This window comes from bacterium (assembly GCA_035549195.1).
Taxonomy (GTDB): Bacteria; Oederibacteriota; Muellerivitia; order Muellerivitales; family Muellerivitaceae; genus DASZRK01.
In genome coordinates this window covers 99,754-123,467 of record DASZRK010000012.1, presented here as the reverse complement: position 1 = coordinate 123,467, position 23,714 = coordinate 99,754, and the positions used below count along the sequence as shown (strand labels likewise).

Here is a 23,714-nt window from a genome sequence, read left to right as displayed (position 1 = left end):
GTCCGAATTAGGGCCCCCAAGGCTTGGCGGCCCAGGTCACAACTTGGCGTAAGGGGCGGCAGTGGCCGAGAGGGAGGCGACCTGGCCCTTGGCGATCCGATAGGCGCCCAAACCCGCGATCATGGCGGCGTTATCGGCACAATATTTGGGGGGCGGAACGTGGAAGGCGATGCCCCGGGACCGGGCGGCCGTTCCCAATCCTTCGCGAAGGGCCTGGTTGCAGGCCACCCCGCCACCCATGACCAGGGACCTCGGTCTTTCCCGGTCCAAGACCTCTTCGACCCGGGTCAGGACCTCTTCCAGGACCGTCTTCTGGAAACGGGCGGCCAGCCGGGCCCGGTCGCCGTCATCCCGGGGAGGGGTCTTCTTGATCTCCAGCATCACCGCCGTCTTCAAGCCGCTGAAGGAAAAATCGAGGCTCCCGTCCTTCATCCGGGAAACCGGGAACCGATCGACCGGCCCCAAGGAACTTTGGGCGAGCTTTTCGATGACCGGTCCTCCCGGATAGCCCAACCCCATCAACTTGGCCACCTTATCGAAAGCCTCCCCGGCCGCGTCGTCCCGGGTCGAGGCCAGCAGACGGTAGGACCCCCAATCCTCGATCCGATAGAGCTCGGTATGGCCTCCAGAAATGGCGAGCCCCACCGCCGGGAACACCACCGGGTCGGCGTCCAATTGGACCGCATAAAGATGGGCCTCGATGTGATGGACCGTGGCCAGGGGCAAGCGCAAACGAAAAGCCAGGCCCTTGGCCGCCGAGAGCCCCACCAAAAGGGCTCCGATCAGGCCGGGAGAAGCGGTGACGGCGATCCCCGACAGATCGTCATAGGCCACCTGGGACTGTTTGAGGACCTCTTCCACCAGGAGGGGCAGGGTCTCCAAATGGCGGCGGGAGGCGACCTCCGGTACGACGCCGCCATAACGCGAATGGATATCGACTTGGGAAGCCACTTCGTTGGCCAGGACCCGGTGCCCGTCCAACACCACCGCGGCCGCGGTCTCATCGCAGGAGGATTCGATCCCCAGGACCAGGTCCTTTTCCCGGGCCATCCTCACTTCACCACTTGGCTGGGATGGACGAACTGGAAACCCTGTTCTTCGAGCCCTGGGATGACCTCGCTCAAGGTCCTCAAGGTGGTGACCTTGAAATGACCGATGGCCACGACCAGCCCATGCTTTCGGGCATAAGCGGCCGCTTGGACCAATTGAGCCTGGATGGCGCCCGGTGTTTCCTGATTATCCAGGAACACGTTGCGCGAAGCGCAAGGGACCCCTTCCTGCCGGGCGGCACGGGCCACCTGGCTTTTCGCGGTCGTCCTGGAATCAATGACATAAAGGCCTTGGTCCCGGAGGACCGAACAAACCGCTTTCATCAAGGTCAGGTCCTCCGTCGCCACGCTTCCCATGTGGTTGTTCAGGCCCCGGCAATGGGGCAGGCCTTTCAAGGCATCGATGACCTGTTGCCGGGCCAGGGACGGATCCATCCCCTTGCGCAACAACGCCTTGTAGGCATTGCCGACCATTCCCTTTTCATGGCCTTCCATGGGCATATGGCACATCACCTCGATCCCGTGCTCCGGGAACTCCTCGGCCAAAACCGTGGAGAATTCCACGTCCGGGATGATGGAAACGGTGATGGGGACCCGGATGGTGTAGAGGGCCTTCAGGGCCTCACCCCGTTGATAGCCCCCGTCGTCGATGATGAGGCATATCTTGGGGCCCGGGGAGAGGGTCGGCACGGGCGACGGGGCCACGGCGACCTGCGTCGGGGTCGCCGCCCTGGGAATGGGGGTCGGTGGGTTGTTCTCCGGGGGAGCGGGCGTCCGTAGGTAGAGCCAAATGGCCGCCCCCGCAACGACCAAGGCCAAAAGGATGGCCAACCAGGGCCCAAGGGCCCCTTTCTCAGAGATCCGATAACGCCTCGCGAAAAGACCCAAGGAAGCTATTCTCCGTCATCCCCGTGCTTGTTGGCCCTTTGTTCTTCCAGCTTCTTCTCGCCGGCCTTCTCATCATCCCTGCGTTTTGGGTATTTGGCGTAAAGATCCTTGCTGATACGGCCCCCGTTCTCAACGATCTCCTCGGCCACCTTCACCTGCGGATCGTGGATCACGGCCAATTCGCGGGCCTTCTTTTCCCCCACCTTTTCCTGCATCAGCTCCACGTAGAGGCTGTCGGACAGATAATCCTTGTCCTTTTTCAGTTCCTCCAGGTCCACCTTCTTCACGTTCTTCACGCAATAATCGAGGAATTCGTTCATGAGCGCCGGGGTCACTTCGTTGTCCGCGCCGGCCGGGAGGCCCGTTTTCACCTTCTCCTCGGCGAACTTCTCGGGCATCTGCTTGCTGTAGACCTTCAGGGTCGATTCGGAAAGGTCATGCCCCCGCAGGTCCAGGTCCGGGTTGATCCCGATGCCGTGGATGCAGACGCCCGAGGGCGTGTAGTACTTGGCCATGGTGAGCCGCAGGGCCGCCCCATCGCTGCCCTCCAGGGGCAGGATGGTCTGGACCGACCCCTTGCCGAAGGTCTTGGAACCGATTAGGACGGCCCTTTTCCAGTCCTTCAAGGCCCCCGACACGATCTCGGCGCCCGAAGCGCTTCCCTCGTTGACCATGACCACCACCGGCTTCTTTTCATCGAACTTCTCACCGTTGGACGCCTTGTATTCCTGGGTCTGGTATTCACTGCGTCCCTTGGTGGAGACGATCATATCCCCCGGTTTTCCGAAATAATCGGAGACCCCAATGGCCTCGTTCAAAAGACCGCCCGGATCGTTGCGCAGGTCCACCACCAGGCCCTTCAGGGCATGCTGTTCCTGGAGCTTGTGGACGGCGTTGATGAAATCATCGGTGGTGTTGTCGATGAACTCCGAGATGCGCACATAACCGATGTCATGGGGCAGCATATAGGCGTGGATGCTCTCGATCTTGATGTTGTCCCGTACCAGGGTCACGTCGAAGGGTTCGGCCAGGCCGTCCCGCAGGACGGAGATCGTGACCTTGGTCCCCACCTTGCCGCGCAGGCGCTTGACGGCGTCGTTGATGGTCATGCCCAGGGTCGTGATGTCGTTGATCTTGACGATACGGTCCCCCGCCTTCAGGCCCGCCCGGTCCGCCGGGGTCCCTTCGATGGGGGAAATGATGGTCAGCCGCTCGTCCTTCATGGCGATCTCGATGCCCAGCCCCCCGAACTTGCCGGAGGTCTCGGTCTGCATGTCCTTGAACTGGTCCGGCGGCATGAACTGGCTGAAGGGGTCCAGGGTATTGACCATGCCGTTCAGGGCCCCGTAAACGAGGGCCTTGGGATCGGTCTTGTCCACATCCACGTATTTCTCGCGGATGATCGCCAGCGCGTCCGCGAAGGGCTGGAGGTATTTATAGACATCCTCTTGGTCGGCCTTCTTTTGGCTGATGGATTGGGTGGCCACCCCGGCGGCGAAACTGACCCCGCAAAGGGCCAGGAGCAAAAGGGTCACTTTCCAGGGTGATGGACGACGATCCATGAAGACCTCCGAAGACGGCGTATTTGGGTGCGGGAATGGCGGTGACTAGCGGGGCTTGAGCCAAAGAAGGGGGTCTTGGGGAATGCCGTTCTTGCGGATCTCGAAATAGAGACTGTTCCCGACCAGGGAACCCGTATCCCCCACGGCGCCGATGACCTGACCGGAAGCCACGGTTTGGCCCTCGGCCACGGCCAATTCCGAGGCTTGGGCGTAGATGGAATAATACCCTTCCCCATGGTCCAAAATCACCAGTTTTCCATAACCTTTGAACCAATCGGCGAAACGGACCTTGCCGCCGGCGATGGCCTTGATGGGCGTTCCGGCGTCGGCCTGGATCTGGATACCGCTGTTATCCACCACCTCTTTGAATTGGACGTTCTTGCGGTGCCCGAAGTGCTGGATGACCTGTCCGGACACCGGCCAAGCCAGTCGTCCCCGGCCGGAGGCCAGGCCCTTCCCGGCGGGCACCCAAGCGGCTTTCTGTTTCTGGGCTTCTTCCGCCTGTTTGAGGAAGACCGAGACCTTCTCCTGGAGCTCCCGGGCGGCTTGGTTGAGCTCCTCGATATAACGTTCGTGGTCTTCTTTTTTCTTTTGGATGGAGGCCAGGATCCGGGTCCGGTTCTTTTTTTCCCGGGAATAGTTCTTTTCCTGGCGGCCCAGGGCCCCCAACACCCTTTCTTTCCGGCGTTGCTCGCTGTCCCAAAGGGCGGTGGACCTGTCCAAGCGGTCCTTTTGGGAAAGGGTGGCGTTCAATATCTTTTCATTGCTCTGGGCGAGCATCAGTTCGAACCGGAGTTTACGGGAAAGTTCGCTGAAGTTCTCCGAGTCCAGGAGCCCGCCGAGGAAGGGCTTGCGGAAGGACATGCGGTTAAGGTCCCGGAGCCTTTTTTTCAACAGGGCCCGGCTGGCCGCCAGGTCCTTCTCATTGAGGGCTTTACGGTCCAACAACGCGGAAAGCCGCGTCCGGGTCTCCTGGAGGTCGGCTTGGTTGACCTCCTTTTCCCGTTTCAATCTCCCCAAGGCACGGTCCACCTGTTCCAATCGGCCGAGGGTCCTTTTCTCCCGGACCTCATCGATATGCTTCTTCCGTTTTTCTTCGTCGATCTTCTTGCGGATGGCGTCCAGGTCCTTCTTGTGTTGGCGGAGGTTCTTCTTGATCTGGCGGTAGCTGGGGGTGGGGGCCGCTTCTTGGGCGGAAAGAACGGCGGGCGCAAGCAACGCCATGGGGAGGAAGATCTTGAGGATTGTCTTCAAACGGCCCTTCCTTCAGCGCGGATGGATCTCACTTCAATTCCCGGACCCATTTCTTTTGGACGGCCAGGAAGGCCCCCAAGAAGCCCAGGATGGTCCCGAGGAACAGGAGGATCCCGTAAAGCTCCCACCAATCCGAACGGGGCAGGTCGAACCAAGCCTGGAGTCCCGCCCATTCCTGGGCCGCGAACACGACACCGTGCCGCAGGAGCTCCAGGAAAAACAGGACCGGTAGGGCACCCAGGAGCCCTTGCAGGATCCCTTCGACCAGGTAAGGGCCCTTCTGCATCCATCCCGGGGCCCCCATGCGTGCCATGAGCAGAAGGTCCTCCCGGCGGGCCCAAAGGGCCAGCGTCAGGGTGTTGGAAACGATGAAAAGGGCCGCGAGGAACACCAGGGAACCCAGGCCCACCCCGCCCCAACGGACCAGGCGGGAGATATTGGAGACCGTTTCCCACTCGCCCTTACCATAATCCACGTCCTCGACCCTCGGGTCGCTCTTTAATGTCCCCGCTAGATCGTCCAACTTCCCGGAAACATCCTGCCGTAGGACCACCGTGAAGGAATCGGTCAGTGGGTTCTCGTCCAGGGCATCCAGCATCCGGTCGATCTCGGGATCCTTGCGGAACTCCTGCAGGGCCTCCTCCTTCGTGACCAACCGCACCGAAGCCACCCGGGGGTCGCCCAACAGGAGGTTCTGGATCCTCTGATGGTCGGTCTTGTCGGCGGTGGCGGTGAGGAAGACCGCCATTTCGAATTTTTCCCGGGCCGTTCCCAAGGCCCTCTCGAAGGTCTTGGAGATTCCCAGGAAGACCGAAAGCTGGAGCAAGGTGGAGGCGACGATGACGATGACGGCGGCCGAAAGGCCCTTGGCCCGCAGCACCTGGGCCAACCCTTCCCGGAGGACATAAAAAAGGCGAGAGGGGTTCATAGGGCCTCCATGGGCCACAAGCGGCCCTTTTCCAACTTGGTCCACTGGATGGATCCCTGGGCTCCCTGTTTCCGGAGTTCGGTGAGGAAGGATGCCTCCTGGGTCGAAAGGACGATGGTGCAACCGCCCTTATGGAGCTCCAGGAAGAACTTGGAAAGGACCGCCACGCTCGCCTCGTCCAATCCCTGGAAAGGCTCATCGGCCAGGAGCAACCGTGGCCGGAAGATCATGGAGCGCAAGGCCAGTACCATCCGATGCTCTCCGGAGGAAAGGTCCTTGGGCTTGGCGCCGATCTTGGAACCCAGGCCGGCCTTGGCCAAGAGCTTCCGGATGGCTTCCCGGTCCCCTTCACCCGCCGCGCCCTTCATCTGGAGGATGAAAAGGATGTTCTCCTCCACGGTCTTTTCGGGAAAAAGGGTGAGGTCGGAGAGGACCAACCCCACTTCCGAGAGCCATTCCCGCTTTTCCCGGGAGCTCAGGGAATGGATATCCTTGTGGTCGACGCGGAGCACGCCCGAAGTGGGCTTTTCCTCCCCGCCCAGGATCCGCAAGAAAGTGCTTTTCCCGGTGCGGCTTTCGCCCACGATCACCGTAAAAGAGCCCTCAGTGGCGGAGAAATGGGCGTCATCGAGCGTCTTGACGCCCGAAGGATGGACCTTGGTCAGGTGGAAGGCCTGGATCATCATTCGGCGGCGCTCCCGCGGGAAGGGCCCGGAGGCTGGTCATGGATTGCCCGGAGGAAGGACGACATGGAAGCTAAATTAAGGCAGGAGACGAGGGAGAGCAAGGGAAAGCTAAGCCGCGGACCTATTGGGACCCTTCCAGCTTTTTTTTGAGCCGCTGCTGATGGCGGATCCTTTTGGCCAGGGCTACGTTGCGGTCATGCTCGGCCAAGGTCGAGGAGAAAAGCTGGGTCCCGTCACCCTTGGCGACATAGAAAAGATAGGGAACTTCGGCCGGATCCAGGGTCGCCTGTAAGGCCGCCAAACCCGGATTGCAGATGGGGGTCGGCGGGAGCCCCCGGTGCTGGTAGGTGTTGTAGGGGGATTGGGTGCCCAACTGCTCATGGGTCAGCCAAGCCCGCTTGTCGGAGAGGATGTAATTGAGGGTGGCGTTGACCTCCAACCTTATCTTTTGGTGGAGCCGGTTATAGAGCACTGCCGCCACCAGCGGCCTTTCCTCGGCGCGCCCCGTTTCCTTCTCGACGATGGAAGCCAGGATGACCGCTTGATAAGGGCTCAATCCCTTGGCCCGTGCCTTGGGTTCGAAATCGGCCCCGACGGAATCGAAGAATTGGCGGACCATGAGCTCCACCAAGGCTTGGGCGCTGGCGCCCACCGGCACCCGGTAGGTCTCGGGGAAAAGATAGCCCTCCGCGCTGGGGCCGGGGATGCCCAGGGCCTTCAGGAGTTCCTTGTCCTCGGCGGCCGCGACAAAATCGGTCATGGGCATGACCTTCATCCGTTCCAGTTCCCTCCCGATCTGCTCGACCGTATAGCCTTCCGGGACCTTGAGCGCCAGGAGTTGGCTTCGGCCCTCCGCCAGGATGGAAAGGACCTGCCAAAGGCTCATGCGGGGGTTCAACCGGTAGAGACCCGCCTTCAGTTTCCGATCGGCGTGGGTGAACTTGGCCAGGGCCCGGAACAACACCGGAAAATGGATGATCCCTTTTTCCTCCAGGCTTTGGGCGATCTGGCGGGCCGTGGTCTTGGAATAGACCGGGACATCCGATTCGGGGCCGGGGAAGAAAAAGGTCGGGACGAAGAGGAAGGTCCCCGCCAGGCACAGGACCAGGAAAACATAACCATAGATCTTGAGGATCTTCATGCTTGTTCCTTCGGGGGATCCAACGGGACCAGGGCCGCCCCCTGGAGGGCGGATTGCAACAAGAGGGCGGCGGCCACTTTATCGATCTTCTCCCGGCGGTCCTCCCGGCGGGTATCCCCTTCGATCATGATACGTTCGGCCTGCTTGCTGGTCAGGCGTTCATCGACGAAAAGGACGGGAACGCTCAACCGCCCGGCAAGTTTTCGGGTGAAATCCCGGACGCGCTGCGTGGTCGTGCTTTCGGTCCCGTCCATGTTGAGGGGAAGCCCCACAATGACCTGGGTGACCTGGTTCTGGTCGACCAACTCCCCGATAGCGATGATGTCCTTTTGGGTGCCGGCGGCCTTGAGGACGGTCAGGGGTTGGGCCGTGATCCCGAGCGGGTCCGACAGGGCCACACCGATGCGGACTTGACCGAGGTCCAGCGCCAGCCAACGCTTCATCGGACGATCCCCCCAGCACAAAGGGTCGGCTTGCGCCGTTCACCCATCGGGATCGAACGGCCGGAATGGTGGAACGATCGTTCCATAGGGACACCACTCTTCAGGGAATGCTCTTTTCGAGGATAAGGAAGACCTGCCGCAAGGCCTCATCCACCTTGGAGGCGTCCTTGCCCCCGGCCTGGGCCAGGTCGGGCCGGCCGCCGCCACCGCCGCCGGTGATCTTGGCCACTTCCTTGACGATATCGCCGGCCTTGACCTTGGCCGTCAGGTCCTTGGTGACCCCGGCGATAAAGGCGATCTGGTCGGGCTTTCCGCTCCCCAACACGATCACCCCGCTCCCCAATTTGGATTTCAGGGTATCGATCAATTGGCGCATCCCTTCGGCATCCAGTTCGTCGGTACGGGCCACCACCACCGGGATCCCTTTGATGTCCTTTTTCTTTCCCAGGACCTCGTCCACCAGGCTTCCCGCGAGCTTGGATTTGAGGGAGGAGAGCTCTTTCTCCTTCGTCTTCAATTCATCCAGAAGGGCCTGGACCCTGGCCGCCACGTCGGGGACCGGGGTCTTGAGCAATTGGCCGATCCCTTTCAGGGTCTCTTCTTCCTGATAGACCCGGTTCATGGAGCCCTCGCCCGTCACCGCCTCGATACGACGGACCCCCGAGGCCACGGAGGCCTCGCTCTCGATCTTGAAGAACCCGATGTCCCCCGTCCGCGTCACGTGGGTGCCGCCGCAAAGCTCCGTCGAGAACCCGGGCACATCCACCACCCGGACCCGCTCCCCGTATTTCTCGCTGAAGAAGGCCATGGCGCCCTTCTTCTTGGCCTCATCGAAGGACATTTCCTGCTTGGTGACCTCGATATTGTCCAGGATGCGCTGGTTGACCAAGGTCTCGATGCGGCGCAATTGGTCGGGCTTGACACCTTCGAAATGGGTGAAATCAAAGCGGAGACGGTCCGGACCCACGTAACTACCGGCCTGGCCCACATGGGTGCCCAGGACCTGCCGAAGGGCCGCGTGGAGCAGGTGGGTGGCGGTGTGGTTGCGCATGGTGGCCCGTCGTTCGCTTTCCTCGACCGTGGCCTCCACCTTCTGGCCCACCTCGAGCTTGCCCCGCTTCATGAAGCACCAATGGCCCACCAGGGTGTCGGAAACCATCTGGGTATCCAGGACATCGGCCCAGGACATCTCGGCCGAATTGAAGCCTTGGAGGACGCCCTTATCGCCCACCTGTCCGCCCTTCTCGGCGTAGAAAGGGGTTTGGTTCAGGATCACGAACCCGTATTCCCCTTCGTTCAACTGCGCCACCGATTCGTGTTTCTTGTCCTTCACCCGGGTCAAATGGATCACTTGGCCCAGGTCCTTGGTCTTTTCATAGCCTTTGAATTGCGTCGCGGGCACCTTGGCGGCGATCTCTTTATAAAGAGGGGGCAGGGCGGCGTCGCCGCTTCCCTTCCAGCCGGAACGGGCCTTCTCTTTTTGGCTTTCCATGGCCTTTTCGAAACCGGCCTCGTCCAATCCGAAACCCTTTTCCCGGAGGATCTCCTTGGTGATGTCCAAGGGGAACCCATAAGTATCGTAGAGGGTGAAGGCTTCTTCGCCGGAGAGAACGGTCGCCTGGGTCTTCTTCAGACCCTCGATCTTCTCCAGCAAACGTTCGGTGCCCGCGGCCAGCGTTTCAAAAAAGCGCTCTTCCTCGGCGCGCACCACGTTCACGATATGGTCCTTGCGGTCCCTGACCTCGGGATAGACCGAACCCATCAGCTCCCCGACCTTCAGGGTCAAGGGGGCGAGGAAAGGCCCGTTGAACCCCATCAATTTCCCGTGCCGCACCGCCCGACGCAGGATCCGGCGGAGCACATAACCCCGGCCCTCGTTGGAGGGAAGCACCCCATCGGCGATGAGGAAAGTCGTGGCCCGCAGGTGGTCGCTGATGACCTTCATGGAGGTATAGGTTTGGGAACCATCGGGCTGGAACTGGATGTTGCCGGCCTTCGCGATGGCCTGCATGAGGGGCGCGATCAAATCGGTCTCGAAATTGGAGGGCGCTTTCTGCATGACGCTGGCCACCCGTTCCAGGCCCATCCCGGTGTCGATATTGGGTTTGGGCAGGGGTTTGAGCGTCCCGTCCGCTTGGCGATCGAATTGGGTGAAGACCAGGTTCCAGATCTCCAGGAACCGGCCCGCATCGGCCTCTTTTTCAAAATCCTTCGGGGAGCCCTTTTCGGGTTGAAGGTCCACATAGATCTCGGAGCAGGGCCCGCAAGGCCCGGTCGGCCCCATGGTCCAGAAATTGGAATCCTCCCCCATTCGGACGATCCGCTCCGGGGGCAGTTGGGCGGCCTTTTTCCACAGTTCGATGGCTTCGTCGTCCTTCTCATAGACCGAGACCCAGAGCCGGGACTTGTCCAGTTGCAGGATGCCGGTCACGAACTCCCAGGCCCATTCGACGGCTTCTTTCTTGAAATAACCGCCGAAGGAGAAATTGCCGAGCATCTCGAAGAAGGTATGGTGGCGGGCGGTATAACCCACCCGTTCCAGGTCGCCGGTGCGGAAGCATTTCTGGCAGGAAGCGGCATAGGGGACCTTGTGGGGGAAAGGGATGGTCCCCAGGAAATAGGGCTTGAACTGGTTCATTCCGGCATTGGACAGGAGGAGCGAAGGGTCGTTCTCGGGGACCAGGGAGGACGAAGGCACGACCTTGTGGTCCTTGGACTTGAAGAAGTCCAGGTAGGCTTGGCGGATCTCATGACCGGTGGTGGGAACTTTCATGGGGCCCCTCGGGGAATTTTCCTCGTTCAAGGAAGTTCGGGATTATAGCGGAAAATTTCCAGCACCGCGAGGCGGGCCGCCTCCAGGGAATAGCCCTTGCGGGCCAGGAAGTCGAAGGCCCTGCGCTTGCGGTCCCCGGGCTTTTTCTCCTTTTGGCCCATAAAACGCGCTCTTTGCCGGCTCAATAATTCGCGAGCCTGTTCCTTCTCCTGGTCCCGGGTGAAATCCGTGCCTAAGGACCTTTGGACGAGTTCCCGGGGCACCTTCTTTTGTAAAAGTGCCAGTTCGATCTTGCGGGGGCCCCAATTCTGCGAACGTTTGGACCGGATGAAGATCTCCGTGAACTGCCGGTCATCGATGAAGCGCTTGGCCTCCAACCGGGCCAGGACCTTCCCTTGGAGTTCGAAGGGAAGGTCCCTTCGCTTCAATTTCCCGATCATCTCCCCACGGCTATGGGCCCGGCGGTTCAGGAGCCAAAGGGCGTAACGGTAGGCTTGGTCTTCGGTTTGGAGGGGCTTCGATCGTTTCATGGGAAGAAAAAAGGGCCGGAAGGATCCGGCCCTTCAAGTGGGATCCCCTTCGGTCATTGGATGGCGGAAACGGCGCCTGAAGCGGGGTCATAACCCACACCACCCGGGATGTGGTCGAGATAATCGGGAACAAGGTCTTGCAAGGAAGCGGGATTGCCGCCTTTCATGCTCTTGTATTTTTCGACGGCATCGCGGACCGTTTCCACGTTCGCCCCCGAGGCCACCACTTTGGCCTTTTGTTCCTGGGCGACGACCCTTTTGGTATAGGCGTCGTAGGTGGCTTCCTTGGGCGCCTCTTGGACCTGGCTCCATAGGTACCAGCCGATCCATCCCGCGATCAGCAACGCCACAACAACGATGAATTTACCCATGTTCCCCCCTAACGTTCGGCTTTTTTCAGGATGGCCAACATCTCCCGGGTGGCCTTCTCCAATCCTACCATAGCGGCCCGGGCGACGATGTTATGCCCGATGTTGAGGTCCTCGATCTCGCGCATTTCGGCCACCGGGGACACGTTCTGGTAGGTCAGCCCGTGGCCCGCATGGACCCGCAAACCCAGGTCATGGGCCAGCCGGACCCCGAGAGCGAGCTTGACGAACTCCTTACGGACCGGACCACCCTGTCGAAAGGCCCGGGAATAGGATCCGGTGTGGAGCTCGATGAAGGTGGCCCCCAGCCTCGAGGAGAGCTGGATGTCCCGGGCGATGGGCGCGATGAACAGGGACACGGGGATGTTCTGGGACTGGAGCATGTCGATGGCCCGCTCATAGCGGGCCGGAGAGCCGGCCAAAGCAAGACCTCCTTCGGTGGTCAGTTCCTTCCGTTTTTCAGGGACCAAGGTCACCTGGTCGGGCCTGACCTTGAGGGCGAAACGGATCATGGCGTCGGTGGCGGCCATCTCAAGGTTGAGCTTGGTCTCGACCTTTTTTCGCAGCTCAAGGACATCACGGTCCTGGATGTGCCTGCGGTCCTCCCGAAGGTGGACGGTAATGCCATGGGCGCCGGCCCTTTCCACAAGGCGCGCCGCCTGGATCGGATCCGGTTCCTCTTCCAACCGGGCCTGGCGCAGTGTCGCGATATGGTCGATGTTCACGCAAAGTTTGGCCATCTTTACTTCTTTCCGTTGTGCCTGGCTGGGCCCGGTGACGGCTTGGCCTCCGGCTGGATGACCAATGGAACGGTGAAATCGGCTACATTGGCGATCACTCCTGCCGGCAGGTTCAGCACCTTGGGATGCACCAGGATCTCCTTTTGGCCGACCGGATAGCCCTTCAAGCTGACCGTCGCCTTCAGGTCCTCCGGGTTGATGTCCAGCACGCTGTCCTTGCGGCCGATGAGGGTGACCTGTACCCAGGTCCGGACATTGGATCCGAGGGTGATCCTGGGGGGGATCTCCGAATATTCGATCCGCAGGCTCAATCGCCGTTCCAGCACCTGGCGGGAACCCACATAGGCCCAAAGCACGATGGCGATCAGGACCGCCAATATCTTCAACCCCAGGTTCTCGAAGAAAAGCCGTTTCATCAGTCCACCTTCGTGCCGTAAAGGGTCAGCATCTCTTCCAGGGTGTCCCCGTCGATCTCCGGCGTGACCTTGCCGGCCATGGCGAAGGCGATGGTATGGTTCTCCTCGGATACCACGATGGCCAGGGCGTCGGTCTCCTCGGTGATTCCCACCGCCGCCCGGTGCCGGGTTCCGAAGGATCGGCTGAGCTGCGGGTTCTGGCTCAAGGGCAGGATGCAGCCCGCCGCCGCGATCTTTCCGGAGCGGATGACGACGGCCCCGTCATGCAAGGGGGAGCGGGGCACGAAAAGGGCCCCCATCAACTCGGAGGTCACCTCGGCCTCGATCTTGGTCCCGGTCTCGATGACGCTCTGGAGGCTGTCGTCCCGCTCCAGGACGATGAGGCCGCCCCGTTTGGATTTGACCAGGTCGCGGACCGTTTGGGTGATCTCCTTGAAAAGGACCGCATCCCCCTGGAAGACCCCGCCCCAGAGGCCGCCCCGGCCGAGTTGGGTGATGAGGCGCCGCAGGTCCGGCTGGAAGACGACCACGAAGGCGATGAGAAAAAAGGGGCCTAAATTGCTCAAGAGCCAGTCCAGGGTGAGCAGATGGAACTGGCTGGCCACCGCCGCGGCCAGGAAAAGGATGGTGAAACCCAGGACGATCCTCACCGCCCGCACCTCGCGAATGAGCAGGAGGAGTTGATAGATGAGGAAACTGACGACCAGGATGTCCAAAAGGTCGGCCAGCCGCAGGTTGGAAAACAGCGCGGACAGGTTGTTCAAGGTTGGGTCAGCCCCCGGTCGTAACGGATGCCATCGGCTATTTTTACCACACGGACCATGGCTTTGACATCATGAACCCTCACCCAGTCGGCTCCGTGGAGGATGCCCGCCGTTACCGCGGCCGCGGTGGCCTCGACCCGTTCCTCCGGCGGAAGACCGCCCAAAAGATGGCCTAGGGTGGATTTACGGGAGGGGCCAAAAACAATGGGCCGCCCCAGGCACTGGAGTTCGCCCAAGCGCCGCGTCATTTCGATGTTGTGCCAAGGCATCTTCCCGAACCCGAATCCCGGGTCCAACAGGATCCTTTCTTTTAGGATCCCCTGGGAAACGGCGTATCGGACCCTTTCCTCGAAGAACCCGATCAACTCGCCCATCAAGTCCCGGTAACGGGGGGCTTTTTGCATCGTACGGGGCTTGCCCTTCATATGCATGAGGATGACCGGCACTTGGAGACGCGCCAGGGTCCTGGCCATGCGCGGGTCCAGCTTCAAAGCCCCCACATCATTGACAAGCCTTGCGCCGGCCTCGACCGCTGCTTCGGCCACTTCCGACTTATAGGTGTCGATGGAAAGGGGGATCTTCAGGACCTTGGCGCAGGCCTTCAAAACGGGTAGGACCCTTTTTCTCTCCTCGGAGGGGGTCACCCCATGGGCCCCGGGACGGGTGGATTCCCCGCCGACATCGATCCAATCAGCCCCCTCTTCCTGCATTTGAAGGGCATGTTCGACCGCATGGGCCGGATCCAAGCTACGCCCTCCATCGGAAAAAGAATCGGGGGTAACGTTCAGGATGCCCATGACCAAGGTGCGTCCCTTCCAGCGGAAAGGTTTCCCCTGGGCCAAGGGAAGGGACCAAGCTTGGGATTTCATTGGGATGGCCTCGCGCGGATCGGAGATCACCGGGTGGATGCTCGGGGTTCGGAGGGGTCTACCTTCCGATGAGCTGAAGGGCTTCCTTGCGGGTGATGTCGTTCTTTTGGAAGACCCCCCGGACGGCGGAAGTGGTCATATGGGAACCTGGTTTTTTGACCCCCCGCATGGTCATGCAAAGGTGTTCGGCGTCCACGATGACCAAGACCCCGTGGGGCTTGAGCACCCGCATGAGCGTGTCGGCCACTTGCGTCGTGATCCGTTCCTGCAATTGGGGAGCCCGGGAGACCATCTCCACTACCCGGGCCAATTTGGAGAGCCCGGCCAAACGGTCCTTCTTGGGGATATAGGCCACATGGGCCTTCCCATAGAAAGGCAAGAGGTGATGTTCGCACATGGAATAGAAGGGGATGTCCTTGAGGATGACCATTTCCTCATGCCCCTCGGTTTCGAAGACCGTGATGGCCTTCTGGGGGTCCTTGCCGATGCAGGAAAAGACCTCTTCGTACATGCGGGCGACCCGCTTGGGGGTATCCCTCAGCCCTTCCCGCTTTGGGTCCTCCCCGATGGCGATGAGGATCTCACGGACGGCTCTTTCGATCCGGGCCTTATCCAAGGTCCATACCACCCCGGATGGCTTGGGAAGGCGATGTCTGGGGCTTCAGCACCACACCAGGCGCGACGGGAGCCGGGGAGGAAGGAGTGGACGGGGGTGCGTTGTCCTTTGAGGGAGGCTTGGGGGGCAGCTTTTTACCGGCCATCAGGGAGTCCACCTCCGAAGCATCCAACACCTCCCTTTCCAACAGTACTTCGGCCATGAGCTTGAGCGTCTTCCGGTTTTTCTTGAGGATCTCCATGGCGCGCTTGTGGCAATCCTCCACGATGCGTTTCACTTCGGCGTCGATCATTTGGGCCGTCTGTTCCGAATAGGTCTTTTCTTTCATGAGGTCCCGGCCGATGAAGACCATGTCGTCCTTCCGGCCCAGGGTGATGGACCCCAACTTCTCGCTCATACCGTAGTCGCAGACCATGGCCCGAGCGATATCGGTGGCCCGGTTCAGGTCGTTCCCGGCCCCGGTTGTCACGTCCCCAAAGGTCAGCTCTTCGGCGGTCCGGCCGCCCAATAGGGCGGTAATGCTGTTGAGCAACTCGGTCTTGGAAGAAAGGAACCTTTCTTCGTTGGGCAGGTACCAGGTCGCGCCCAAGGCGGCGTGACCCCGGGGGATGATGGAGACCTTGTGCACATTGTGGGATTTATCCACGATCTTGCCCACGATGGTGTGCCCCGATTCGTGGAAGGCCACGATCTTCTTTTCTTCGTCGGAAATGACCCGGGTGCGGCGCTCGGGCCCCGCCATGACACGGTCGATCGCCTCTTCCATCTCGGGCATTTCAACGGCCTTTTTGTTCCGCCGGGCGGCCAAGAGCGCCGCTTCATTGATAAGGTTGGCCAGGTCCGCTCCCGAAAAACCAGGGGTGCGGCGGGCGATGACCGCCAGATCCACGCCGTCGGCCAGCTTCACGTTCTTGGCATGGACCCGCAGGATGGCCTCGCGGCCGCCCAGGTCCGGGCGGTCCACGACCACTTGCCGGTCGAAACGGCCGGGACGGAGCAACGCCGGGTCGAGCACGTCCATGCGGTTGGTGGCTGCGATGAGGATGACGCCTGTGTTCGTATTGAAACCGTCCATCTCCACCAACATGGCGTTCAGGGTCTGTTCCCGCTCGTCGTGGCCGCCTCCCAGTCCGGCGCCGCGTTGGCGCCCGACCGCGTCGATCTCATCGATGAAGATGATGCAGGGTGCGTGTTTTTTGCCTTGTTCGAAAAGGTCCCTCACGCGCGCGGCCCCGACCCCGACGAACATTTCCACGAAATCCGAACCTGAAATGGAGAAGAACGGTACGCCCGCCTCCCCGGCCACGGCCTTGGCTAACAGGGTTTTCCCCGTCCCCGGGGGGCCCAAAAGGATCACGCCCTTGGGGATCTTGCCGCCCAGGAGTTGGTATTTCTTGGGGTCCTTGAGGAAATCGACCACTTCCATCAACTCGGTCTTGGCTTCCTCCACCCCGGCCACATCCGCGAAGGTGACCTTCTGTTGCCCCGAAGTAACGAGCCGGGCCCGGCTTTTGCCGAAGGCCAAGGCCCCCCCGCTGCCCGACTGGGCCTGGCGCATCATGAAGTAGATCCATCCGAAGATGATGAGATAAGGAAGGGCGCCCAGGAGGATCTGCCAAACCAGCCCGATCTTGACGGGCGGTTCCACCTTCACATCCACACCGGCCTTGAGGAGCATGTTGGTCAGGCCCAGGTTCGGATCGTCCGGCATGGCCACCCGGAACTCCTTCTTGTCCTTGGTGGTGCCGGTGATGGTCTTATCCTCGGTATGGAGGGTGACCGCTTGGGCTTCGCCGTTCTGGACCGTGGCCACGAACTGCGAATAGTCCATCTCTTCCTGGGTCTTGGTATTGTTGAACTGTTTGACGAAATACATGAAGATCACGAAGAAGGCCAGCCAACCGGCGATGACTTTGAAGGTTTGGTTCACGAAAGGGCTCCTCTAAGACGGGAATGGGCGGTGAGATCCAAGGACAACCTAGGAAGGATCATCCAGGGAAGCAAGGAATAGAATGATAACCGAGCCACTTTTCCATTTGCAAGCAAGGGCCGAAAAGGCCCAAAAGGACCCCTACCGATCCATCACCGGCGGGAAACCTTGGAGGGTAGCCGCTGATAGGCTAAGACCAACTTTTGGCCCCGGCGATCGGCCGAAAGCCCGAACCCGAGGTCCCGAGGCCCTTTTTCCTCCCCCTTCCAGACCCGAAGGACCGCTTCCACCCTTTCGAACGAGAATCCCCGGGCCAAGGGCGTGAACCCCTCCGCGACCCGCCGGACCCATCGCCTTTGGAGGGCCAAGGGCATCCGTAAGAAAGCGGACGAGGAACACTCATGGTCTTTTCCCCGACGACGGCTCCTTAACTTTTTATCGAGAAAAGGGAGAAGTCCCTCGATGAACTCATTTTCAGCCTGGAGGACCTCGGCGAGTCGGACCAGGTTCCTCGAGAAGCCGGGGTTCCATCGGGAAAGGAAGGGGATGATTTGATGCCTGATCTGGTTGCGACGATAGGCATCTTTTCGATTGGACCGGTCCTCCCGCCACGGGATCCCATTACTTTTGAGGAATCCCTGGATCCGGGCCTTGGGAAAACCAAGCAGGGGCCGCCAGACCCTTAGAGGCCGCCCCCGGGCGGTCAGGCCCAAAGTTTGGAGGGGTCGAAGACCCGAAAGCCCTTTCGGCCCGGCTCCCCTGAGCAAGCGGTCCAAAAGGGTCTCCACCTGGTCCTCCCAATGATGGGCAACGGCGACCCCCCATGCCCGTTCCCGCCGAGCGAGATCTTGGAAAAAAGCGTAACGGATGGTCCGGGCCAGGTCTTGCGGGGACCTTTTTTCTTTTCGGACCATTCCCTCGAATCCCCGGATGCGAAAGCATCGAAAAGGGATCCCCAGGTCCGAACATAGGTCGCGGACCTTTTTTTCATCGGCCAACGAAGCCTTGCCCCGCAGGCCATAATTGACATGGGCCACCCTCAAGCGTTCGGACGCATCGGGAAGGTCCCGTAGGAGAAGGAAAAGGAGGCCGACGGAATCGGATCCGCCCGAAACGGCCACGATCAGCCGATCCTTGGGAGAGAAAGGAGCTTGGGGAAGACGGAGGATGCTTTCCATGGGGACAAGCCTGGGACCGATGAAAATGGTAGCGGGGGAGAGATTCGAACTCTCGACCTACGGATTATGAGACCGTCGCTCTAACCAACTGAGCTACCCCGCCATCCGGTGAATGAGGTGCCCTTGGACACCCAAGGGAAAGGCCGGAGACCCGGGCCAGGGCGAAGAATATGCCAATCTTGAAAGGGGATGTCAATTCGATTGAGGCGGGGTTTACCCGTTCTTTTTCTTCCGCTCGTAATAGGCTTTTTTGAGCTCTTGGGCGATGACCGGATTCTTCATGAGGATCTTATCGAAATCGTAACGTTGGAGGATGAAAAGCTCGGTGACCTCCTCGGCCACCACCGTGGCATTGCGGGGTTCATTGGAGATCAAGGCCATTTCCCCGAAAAAGTCATCGGCCTGGAGGGCGGCGACCTGGGACTTGCGGAAACCCTTCTTCATCCAAACAGAGACCTTGCCCGACGCGATCAAATAGAAGGCATCGCCCGGATCCCCTTGTTTGATGATCTCATAGCCCTTTTGGACCCGGATCATCCGGAGGTGGCCGATCAATTCATCCAACTCGTTCAGTTTAAGGGATTGAAAGAAATAGGTGTTCTGTAGGACGTTACGCAAACGGCTGAAGATAGAGGCGGTATCGGTCATGACCTTCTCCGCTGGCAAGGATGGGCTCGAAGAGGAGTATATCCCGAAAATTACGGCTCACAAAGGGCGAAAACCCGGCCAGTATCAATGGAACATCAAACCGCGATCTTTCAGAAGGGCCAAAACCGCCTGGACCGATTGGCTTTTATTCATCACATAAAAATGGATGCCGGGAGCTCCCTTTCGCAACAATTCTTCGCACTGTTGGGCCGCGTATTCGATGCCGGCCTGGGCGACCTTTTCCTTGTCCCCCTTGATCGGCTCGATCACGTCCTTCAATGATTGCGGATATTTGGCGCCGGAGAGATGGCAGATCTTCTCGATCTGAACATAATCCGTCAGTAACCAAATGCCGGGCTGGATGGGTTGGGCGACCCCCAATGCCCGGAGCCGTTGCACATAGTCGAAATAATCCTGGTTGTCGAAGAACAACTGGGTCACGACGAAATCGCCACCCGCCGAAAGTTTGGCTTTCAGGTTCAATAGGTCGTCCTGCTTGGACAGGGCTTCCGGGTGGCCTTCAGGATAGCCGGCCACCCCAAGACAGAAATCGAATCCCTCGGACCGGATGAAACGGATCAGTTCCTGGGCATAGCGGAACCCATCCGGAGCGGGCGTAAAGGTAGCCTCACCTTTGGGAGGGTCGCCCCTCAAGGCCAAGAGGTTCTCGATGCCCGCGTCACGCAGCTTGGACAGGAGTTGTCTTATCTCGGAACGGGAGTGGCCCACGCAGGTGAAATGGACCAGCGGAAGGAGGCCTTGGTCCTTGAGGCGAAAAGCGATCTCGGTGGTCATCTCCCGAGTGGAGCCACCGGCTCCATAGGTAATGGAAACATAATCCGGGCTCGATCTTTTGAGCTCTCCCACGGTGCGGAAAAGCCCTTCCAAGTTGCCGTCCCTTTTCGGGGGAAAGAGTTCGAAGGAAAGGACCCGCTTTTGGGCCCCAAAAATGTCCTTGATCTTCATGGGGGGCTACTCGATGACCGGGGATGAAAGACGCCAGGATAAAAACATAGCGCCGAATAAAAGGCAAGAAAGAATCGAGACCCACTTCCCCGCCACGAACCATAACGGCCGGTAAACCATCCGAAAATGATGATGACCGGCCGCCAAGGGCACGGCCCTAAGGAAATAGTCCCCCGGAATGACGATATAGCGGGCACAGGAGCTGTCCGGGAAAGCTTCGGCTTTCCAGCCTTTCGCGAAATTATCCGTTACTAAAAGGATCTCGGGTTTGGGGATATCCGCGGTTATTTCGATCGAATCGCTGGTAAGGTCCTTCCATTGAACGTTTCCTTCAGGCTTCCCCGCGATCGGAGGGAGGGAAGGATCGCGCTCGAGGAGGACCTTCTTTCGGGGGTCGAATCCACCGTCCAAAAGGCGGTCCAAAGTGTTCCCTCCTTCGGCCTTTTCCCAATCGGAAAGAAGGATCATCCTCGGCAACGGTTCAAAAGGAAGACGATAGGCTTCCAGTCCATGGGTTCCCCAACCCAAAAGATATTTCAACCGGATCAAGGAATAGATTTTGTTAAAGCGAGTGAAGAAAGGGGATGTCGAAAAGAATTTGTCCGCGGGGATCCCTTGGGTCCGGCATAAGAATTGGGCATAACGAAGGGGGACCATCGGCTCATCCTCCCAAATGTCGTAACCTCCCATTCCCATGGCCGCGTCCACCGATCCATAGACCCGGTAATCACCCGGGTCCCTTTGGTAAAGGGCACGGACTTGGCCAATTCGGTCTTGAAGGTCATGAATATTGAAGGTGGGGCGGTTCGGTCGGGCAAAAAGGAACAGTTCAAGGGCCGCCAATGCGGGGACGCCAAAACTCGACAGTGCGGGCACTTTTCGGATCACCAAAAGTACACAGAAAGCGGCCATGGTCCCGCTTCCCCAAAATAAACTATGCGCGGCTTGGAGCCCGGAATGGAGGGCATAGTCCCCTCTTGCGATCGGGTCCATGGACGAGAGCGTTTGGGTGAGCCAAGGAACACGGGAAAAGAACCCACCCCAAAGTCCCCTCCATCCCGATTGCAATGAATCGAACAAAATAATGGAAAAAGCGGCTATTCCGATCCCAAGGATGGAGACGACCCTCAACAAGGTCACCCGGTCGATTTTTTTGCTCGGAAGGATATCCAACCCTTGTCCCGCAAGCATCGCCAAGAAAAGTGCCGTTAAAAAATCGAATTTACACATGCCCCGGATACCCTGAAAACCTGGGATCCATTGGAGGACGGGAAAAAGTGGGGTAAAGGCTCCCAAAGAAAAAACGAATGCGATACCGGCCAAGATGGCCAACTTGATCGCCCTTTTTCCCCCGGCGACAACGCTTATCGCGGCCAAGATGAAAGGGGCCACTCCCATGAACAACGAGACCTCCCATAAGTACCAGCGGCCCCAATAGGGGCACGAATGCAGGTTCCCGAAAAGATCCGGGAGAAAAAGGGTCAGTATGTTCTCCGGAGAAAATGAGAAGGCTTTCGCGGAGGTTGGGTCCATTGGGATCCGGCGAACGCTTTCCAGATAGGCTTCCAGACCGGGACCCCATTGGGCGGCCGTGATCAACCCCGCCCCGATATAGATGGAAACGAATCGTCCCAGGGTGCGAACGACCTTTCCTCTCCATGAAAATGCGATGTAAAAAACACCCAAAATGGAGGTGAAATAAACATACTGGGGATGGCCTCCCAAGACCTGCATGCTCAAGGCGAGGACGCCCCAAAAGAACCAAGAACTTCCGCTTTCTTCCGACAACTTGTCCAACGCGAGAAAATAAAGGGGCGCCCAAGCCATGACCGTCAAATTAGGCAGGTGCCCCGCGTAAAGATGGAGATAGAAAGCCCCACCCCACATGAAAATGACCCCGGACAAGAGGCTACCTTGGAACGACAAACCCCGGTTGCGGGCCCAAAGAAAAGTGAAAAGACCCGCCAGAAGGACATGCGTCACCAGCGCAAAGTTCAAAGCCAAGGGGAGTCCCATCCAAGCTCCTGGCCAAAACAAGGGATAAAGAAGCGCCGACTCGAAATTTCCCAGGAAAGGGGAGCCACAAAGATAGTGGGGATTCCAAAGTGGAAAATGGCCCTGTCGAAGCTGTTCCAGGGCAAACTGACGCCAGATCGAAAAATGCAGGAAAAGATCGTTCTGTTCGCTTGAAAGGACCCGCCCCCCCCCGTTAAAAAGGACATCCCCGAAAAGGATGAGGTTAAGCCCGGCCAGGATGACGAGGGCGGTCCAAGGACCAGGGGCTCGGGGGAATTGGGTTTTGACCATGGATTCATGGGAACAAAGGGGCCAGACCCCGTCAACAGCTTTTTTGAAGGATTAAGGGAAATTCAGGTAAAAGAACGAGAGGGCATCCATGGGCGATTTGATCCATCTGAAAGGTCTAAAGGTCCGTTGCATCATCGGGATCTTCGAATGGGAAAGGAAAAGGAAGCAGGATGTAATTTTGGACCTGAGCTTTCCTACCAGCGTTGCCCGGGCCGCCCAAAGGGATCGGATCCAGGACGCCCTGGATTACAAAAGGATCGCCAAGTCCACGATCGCTTTCGTGGAAAAAAGTAGTTACCAATTGGTCGAAACCTTGGCCGAGCGGTTGGCCCAGCATTTGATCGAAAAATTCGGTCTTCCTCGCGTCAGGCTAAGCGTCTCAAAACCAGGGGCCATCCGAGGCTCCCAGAACGTGGGAGTTGAAATACTTCGAGAAGCTACGGCCGAAAATACCGAAAGGATCTATTTCAGTTTCGGCTCGAACATTGAACCCCTTTTCAACATCAAAAGAGGCTTGGAATCCCTGGACCGTCGTTTTGGGATCAGTTCTCTTTCCCACCTTTATGAAACATCGCCCGTTGGCGGGAGAAGGGGTCAGCCATCTTTCCTGAATTTGATGGCCTCAGTGGGAACGAGCTTGGATCCCATTTCGATCCGTCAATGGATCATCGCTACCGAAAAAAAGGCCGGCCGGAAAAGGAGCAAGGACCGTAATGGAGCCCGGACCCTGGACATTGATATGGTCCTTTGGGGAAATCTCTCGGGTCATTTTGAAGGTTTCACCCTTCCCCATCCCGACATCACCCAAAAGGCTTTCGTTCTGTTTCCGTTACTGGAGATCGCCCCGAACTTGGTGATCCCTGGATTGGAAAGACCTGTCGTTGAATTGGCCCATTCTTTCAAGGCCAAGGACCAAAAGATCCGTCAGATCAGGAACCTGCCGCCGTCCACGTTCAGGACTTGGCCGGTGATAAAGGGGTGGGAAGCCATGAAATAGACGGCCTCGGCCAATTCACGGGGCTCCCCGCTCCGCTTGAGCGCACTTTTGTCCAAAAGGCTTTTTGTTTTTTCCTTGCTGTAGGTCTTAGGGATAAAGAATGCCCCAGGCGAAACGGCGTTCACCCGGATCTCGGGCCCCAATTCCCGGGCCAGGCTTCGGGTCAGATTGATCAAAGCCGCCTTGGTGGCACTATAGGTCTCATAACCTTTCAGGATGGGCTTCTCTCCATAAATATCGGTCAAGTTGACCACACTACCCTTGGTTTTCTTCAGATGGGGCTTAGCCTGGTCCACCAAGAGAAAAGGCGCGAAAACATTCGTCGAAAAGAGTGACTTCTTTTCTTGGTAGCGATGCAGCGGCGGGTCCGGCAAGAACAGTGAAGCATTGTTCACGAGGACATCCAGGCGACCGAACCTCTTCAGGATTTTTGGGACCAATGTCCTCACGTCATTTTCCACTTCTAAGTCAGCCGCGAGGATCATGGTCCGGATCCCCAATCCTTCCATTTCAACGGATAATTTCTGCGTCTTCCCCTTCGAACGGCGGTAATGAAGTCCCAGGTCATAACCCGATTCGGCGAACCGACGACTGATCGCTGCTCCCAGAAAACTGGCGCTTCCGGTGATCAAAACAACTGGATTTTTGGATCGGCGTGAAG

Annotated in this window: 24 protein-coding genes and 1 tRNA gene; 2 read left to right on the top strand and 23 right to left on the bottom strand. The window is 59.1% G+C overall.

The window, feature by feature from the left end:
- Positions 1-36: 36 nt before the first annotated feature.
- The 22 genes from tsaD to VHE12_02365 form a co-directional block, all read right to left on the bottom strand.
- Positions 37-1,050: a tRNA (adenosine(37)-N6)-threonylcarbamoyltransferase complex transferase subunit TsaD gene (gene tsaD, locus VHE12_02470; protein HVZ79647.1), complete on the bottom strand. Its 1,014-nt coding sequence runs from the start codon at positions 1,048-1,050 to the stop codon at positions 37-39.
- Positions 1,051-1,052: 2 nt separating this feature from the next.
- Complete coding sequence (locus VHE12_02465) at positions 1,053-1,880, bottom strand: divergent polysaccharide deacetylase family protein (protein ID HVZ79646.1); 828 nt, start codon at positions 1,878-1,880, stop codon at positions 1,053-1,055.
- Positions 1,881-1,942: 62 nt separating this feature from the next.
- Positions 1,943-3,499, bottom strand: coding sequence for a S41 family peptidase (locus tag VHE12_02460; protein ID HVZ79645.1), 1,557 nt, complete (start codon positions 3,497-3,499; stop codon positions 1,943-1,945).
- Positions 3,500-3,544: 45 nt separating this feature from the next.
- Entirely contained in the window at positions 3,545-4,753 is a 1,209-nt protein-coding gene (locus tag VHE12_02455) for a peptidoglycan DD-metalloendopeptidase family protein (GenBank protein ID HVZ79644.1), read from the bottom strand.
- A 28-nt stretch (positions 4,754-4,781) separates the two neighbouring features.
- The gene (locus tag VHE12_02450; protein ID HVZ79643.1) at positions 4,782-5,681 is read right to left on the bottom strand and encodes a permease-like cell division protein FtsX; all 900 of its coding nucleotides are present in this window, start codon (positions 5,679-5,681) and stop codon (positions 4,782-4,784) included.
- Complete coding sequence (locus VHE12_02445) at positions 5,678-6,367, bottom strand: ATP-binding cassette domain-containing protein (protein HVZ79642.1); 690 nt, start codon at positions 6,365-6,367, stop codon at positions 5,678-5,680. Before VHE12_02445 ends, VHE12_02450 begins: the two co-directional genes overlap by 4 nt.
- Before the next feature lie 121 nt (positions 6,368-6,488).
- Positions 6,489-7,508, bottom strand: coding sequence for an endolytic transglycosylase MltG (mltG, locus tag VHE12_02440; GenBank protein ID HVZ79641.1), 1,020 nt, complete (start codon positions 7,506-7,508; stop codon positions 6,489-6,491).
- The gene (ruvX, locus tag VHE12_02435; protein ID HVZ79640.1) at positions 7,505-7,951 is read right to left on the bottom strand and encodes a Holliday junction resolvase RuvX; all 447 of its coding nucleotides are present in this window, start codon (positions 7,949-7,951) and stop codon (positions 7,505-7,507) included. Before ruvX ends, mltG begins: the two co-directional genes overlap by 4 nt.
- 100 nt (positions 7,952-8,051) lie before the next feature.
- The gene (gene alaS, locus VHE12_02430; GenBank protein HVZ79639.1) at positions 8,052-10,724 is read right to left on the bottom strand and encodes an alanine--tRNA ligase; all 2,673 of its coding nucleotides are present in this window, start codon (positions 10,722-10,724) and stop codon (positions 8,052-8,054) included.
- A 26-nt stretch (positions 10,725-10,750) separates the two neighbouring features.
- The gene (locus VHE12_02425; GenBank protein ID HVZ79638.1) at positions 10,751-11,254 is read right to left on the bottom strand and encodes a regulatory protein RecX; all 504 of its coding nucleotides are present in this window, start codon (positions 11,252-11,254) and stop codon (positions 10,751-10,753) included.
- A 53-nt stretch (positions 11,255-11,307) separates the two neighbouring features.
- Complete coding sequence (locus VHE12_02420) at positions 11,308-11,625, bottom strand: hypothetical protein (protein HVZ79637.1); 318 nt, start codon at positions 11,623-11,625, stop codon at positions 11,308-11,310.
- A gap of 8 nt (positions 11,626-11,633) precedes the next feature.
- A complete protein-coding gene (locus tag VHE12_02415) occupies positions 11,634-12,362 on the bottom strand; it encodes a pyridoxine 5'-phosphate synthase (protein HVZ79636.1) in 729 nt (242 codons plus the stop codon).
- 2 nt (positions 12,363-12,364) lie between these two features.
- Complete coding sequence (locus VHE12_02410; GenBank protein ID HVZ79635.1) at positions 12,365-12,778, bottom strand: hypothetical protein; 414 nt, start codon at positions 12,776-12,778, stop codon at positions 12,365-12,367.
- Positions 12,778-13,542 carry a diadenylate cyclase CdaA gene (cdaA, locus tag VHE12_02405; protein ID HVZ79634.1) on the bottom strand — a complete coding sequence of 255 codons (765 nt, stop codon included), beginning with the start codon at positions 13,540-13,542 and terminating at the stop codon, positions 12,778-12,780. Before cdaA ends, VHE12_02410 begins: the two co-directional genes overlap by 1 nt.
- Positions 13,539-14,411 (bottom strand): dihydropteroate synthase, encoded by an 873-nt coding sequence (gene folP, locus VHE12_02400; GenBank protein HVZ79633.1) that lies wholly within the window; start codon positions 14,409-14,411, stop codon positions 13,539-13,541. The genes cdaA and folP overlap by 4 nt, the downstream gene beginning before the upstream one ends.
- A gap of 58 nt (positions 14,412-14,469) precedes the next feature.
- Positions 14,470-15,027, bottom strand: coding sequence for a GTP cyclohydrolase I FolE (folE, locus tag VHE12_02395; protein HVZ79632.1), 558 nt, complete (start codon positions 15,025-15,027; stop codon positions 14,470-14,472).
- Positions 15,020-16,957 carry an ATP-dependent zinc metalloprotease FtsH gene (gene ftsH / locus VHE12_02390; GenBank protein ID HVZ79631.1) on the bottom strand — a complete coding sequence of 646 codons (1,938 nt, stop codon included), beginning with the start codon at positions 16,955-16,957 and terminating at the stop codon, positions 15,020-15,022. Before ftsH ends, folE begins: the two co-directional genes overlap by 8 nt.
- Positions 16,958-17,109: 152 nt before the next feature.
- Entirely contained in the window at positions 17,110-18,135 is a 1,026-nt protein-coding gene (gene tilS / locus VHE12_02385) for a tRNA lysidine(34) synthetase TilS (protein HVZ79630.1), read from the bottom strand.
- Positions 18,136-18,161: 26 nt separating this feature from the next.
- A tRNA-Met gene (locus VHE12_02380) sits at positions 18,162-18,238 on the bottom strand.
- A 110-nt stretch (positions 18,239-18,348) separates the two neighbouring features.
- Complete coding sequence (locus tag VHE12_02375; GenBank protein HVZ79629.1) at positions 18,349-18,783, bottom strand: cyclic nucleotide-binding domain-containing protein; 435 nt, start codon at positions 18,781-18,783, stop codon at positions 18,349-18,351.
- Between the two features lie 84 nt (positions 18,784-18,867).
- Positions 18,868-19,749 carry a methylenetetrahydrofolate reductase [NAD(P)H] gene (gene metF, locus VHE12_02370; GenBank protein HVZ79628.1) on the bottom strand — a complete coding sequence of 294 codons (882 nt, stop codon included), beginning with the start codon at positions 19,747-19,749 and terminating at the stop codon, positions 18,868-18,870.
- Positions 19,750-19,755: 6 nt separating this feature from the next.
- Positions 19,756-21,654, bottom strand: a complete 1,899-nt coding sequence (locus tag VHE12_02365; GenBank protein ID HVZ79627.1) for a hypothetical protein — start codon at positions 21,652-21,654, stop codon at positions 19,756-19,758.
- 9 nt (positions 21,655-21,663) lie between these two features.
- On the opposite strand from VHE12_02365, the gene VHE12_02360 reads away from it, so the two are divergent.
- Positions 21,664-21,939: a hypothetical protein gene (locus VHE12_02360; protein HVZ79626.1), complete on the top strand. Its 276-nt coding sequence runs from the start codon at positions 21,664-21,666 to the stop codon at positions 21,937-21,939.
- A gap of 205 nt (positions 21,940-22,144) precedes the next feature.
- Positions 22,145-23,053 (top strand): 2-amino-4-hydroxy-6-hydroxymethyldihydropteridine diphosphokinase, encoded by a 909-nt coding sequence (folK, locus tag VHE12_02355; protein ID HVZ79625.1) that lies wholly within the window; start codon positions 22,145-22,147, stop codon positions 23,051-23,053.
- On the opposite strand, the gene VHE12_02350 is transcribed toward folK, so the two are convergent.
- A complete protein-coding gene (locus tag VHE12_02350; protein ID HVZ79624.1) occupies positions 22,981-23,685 on the bottom strand; it encodes an SDR family oxidoreductase in 705 nt (234 codons plus the stop codon). The two genes, folK and VHE12_02350, sit on opposite strands and share 73 nt — an antisense overlap.
- Between the last annotated feature and the right edge of the window lie 29 nt (positions 23,686-23,714).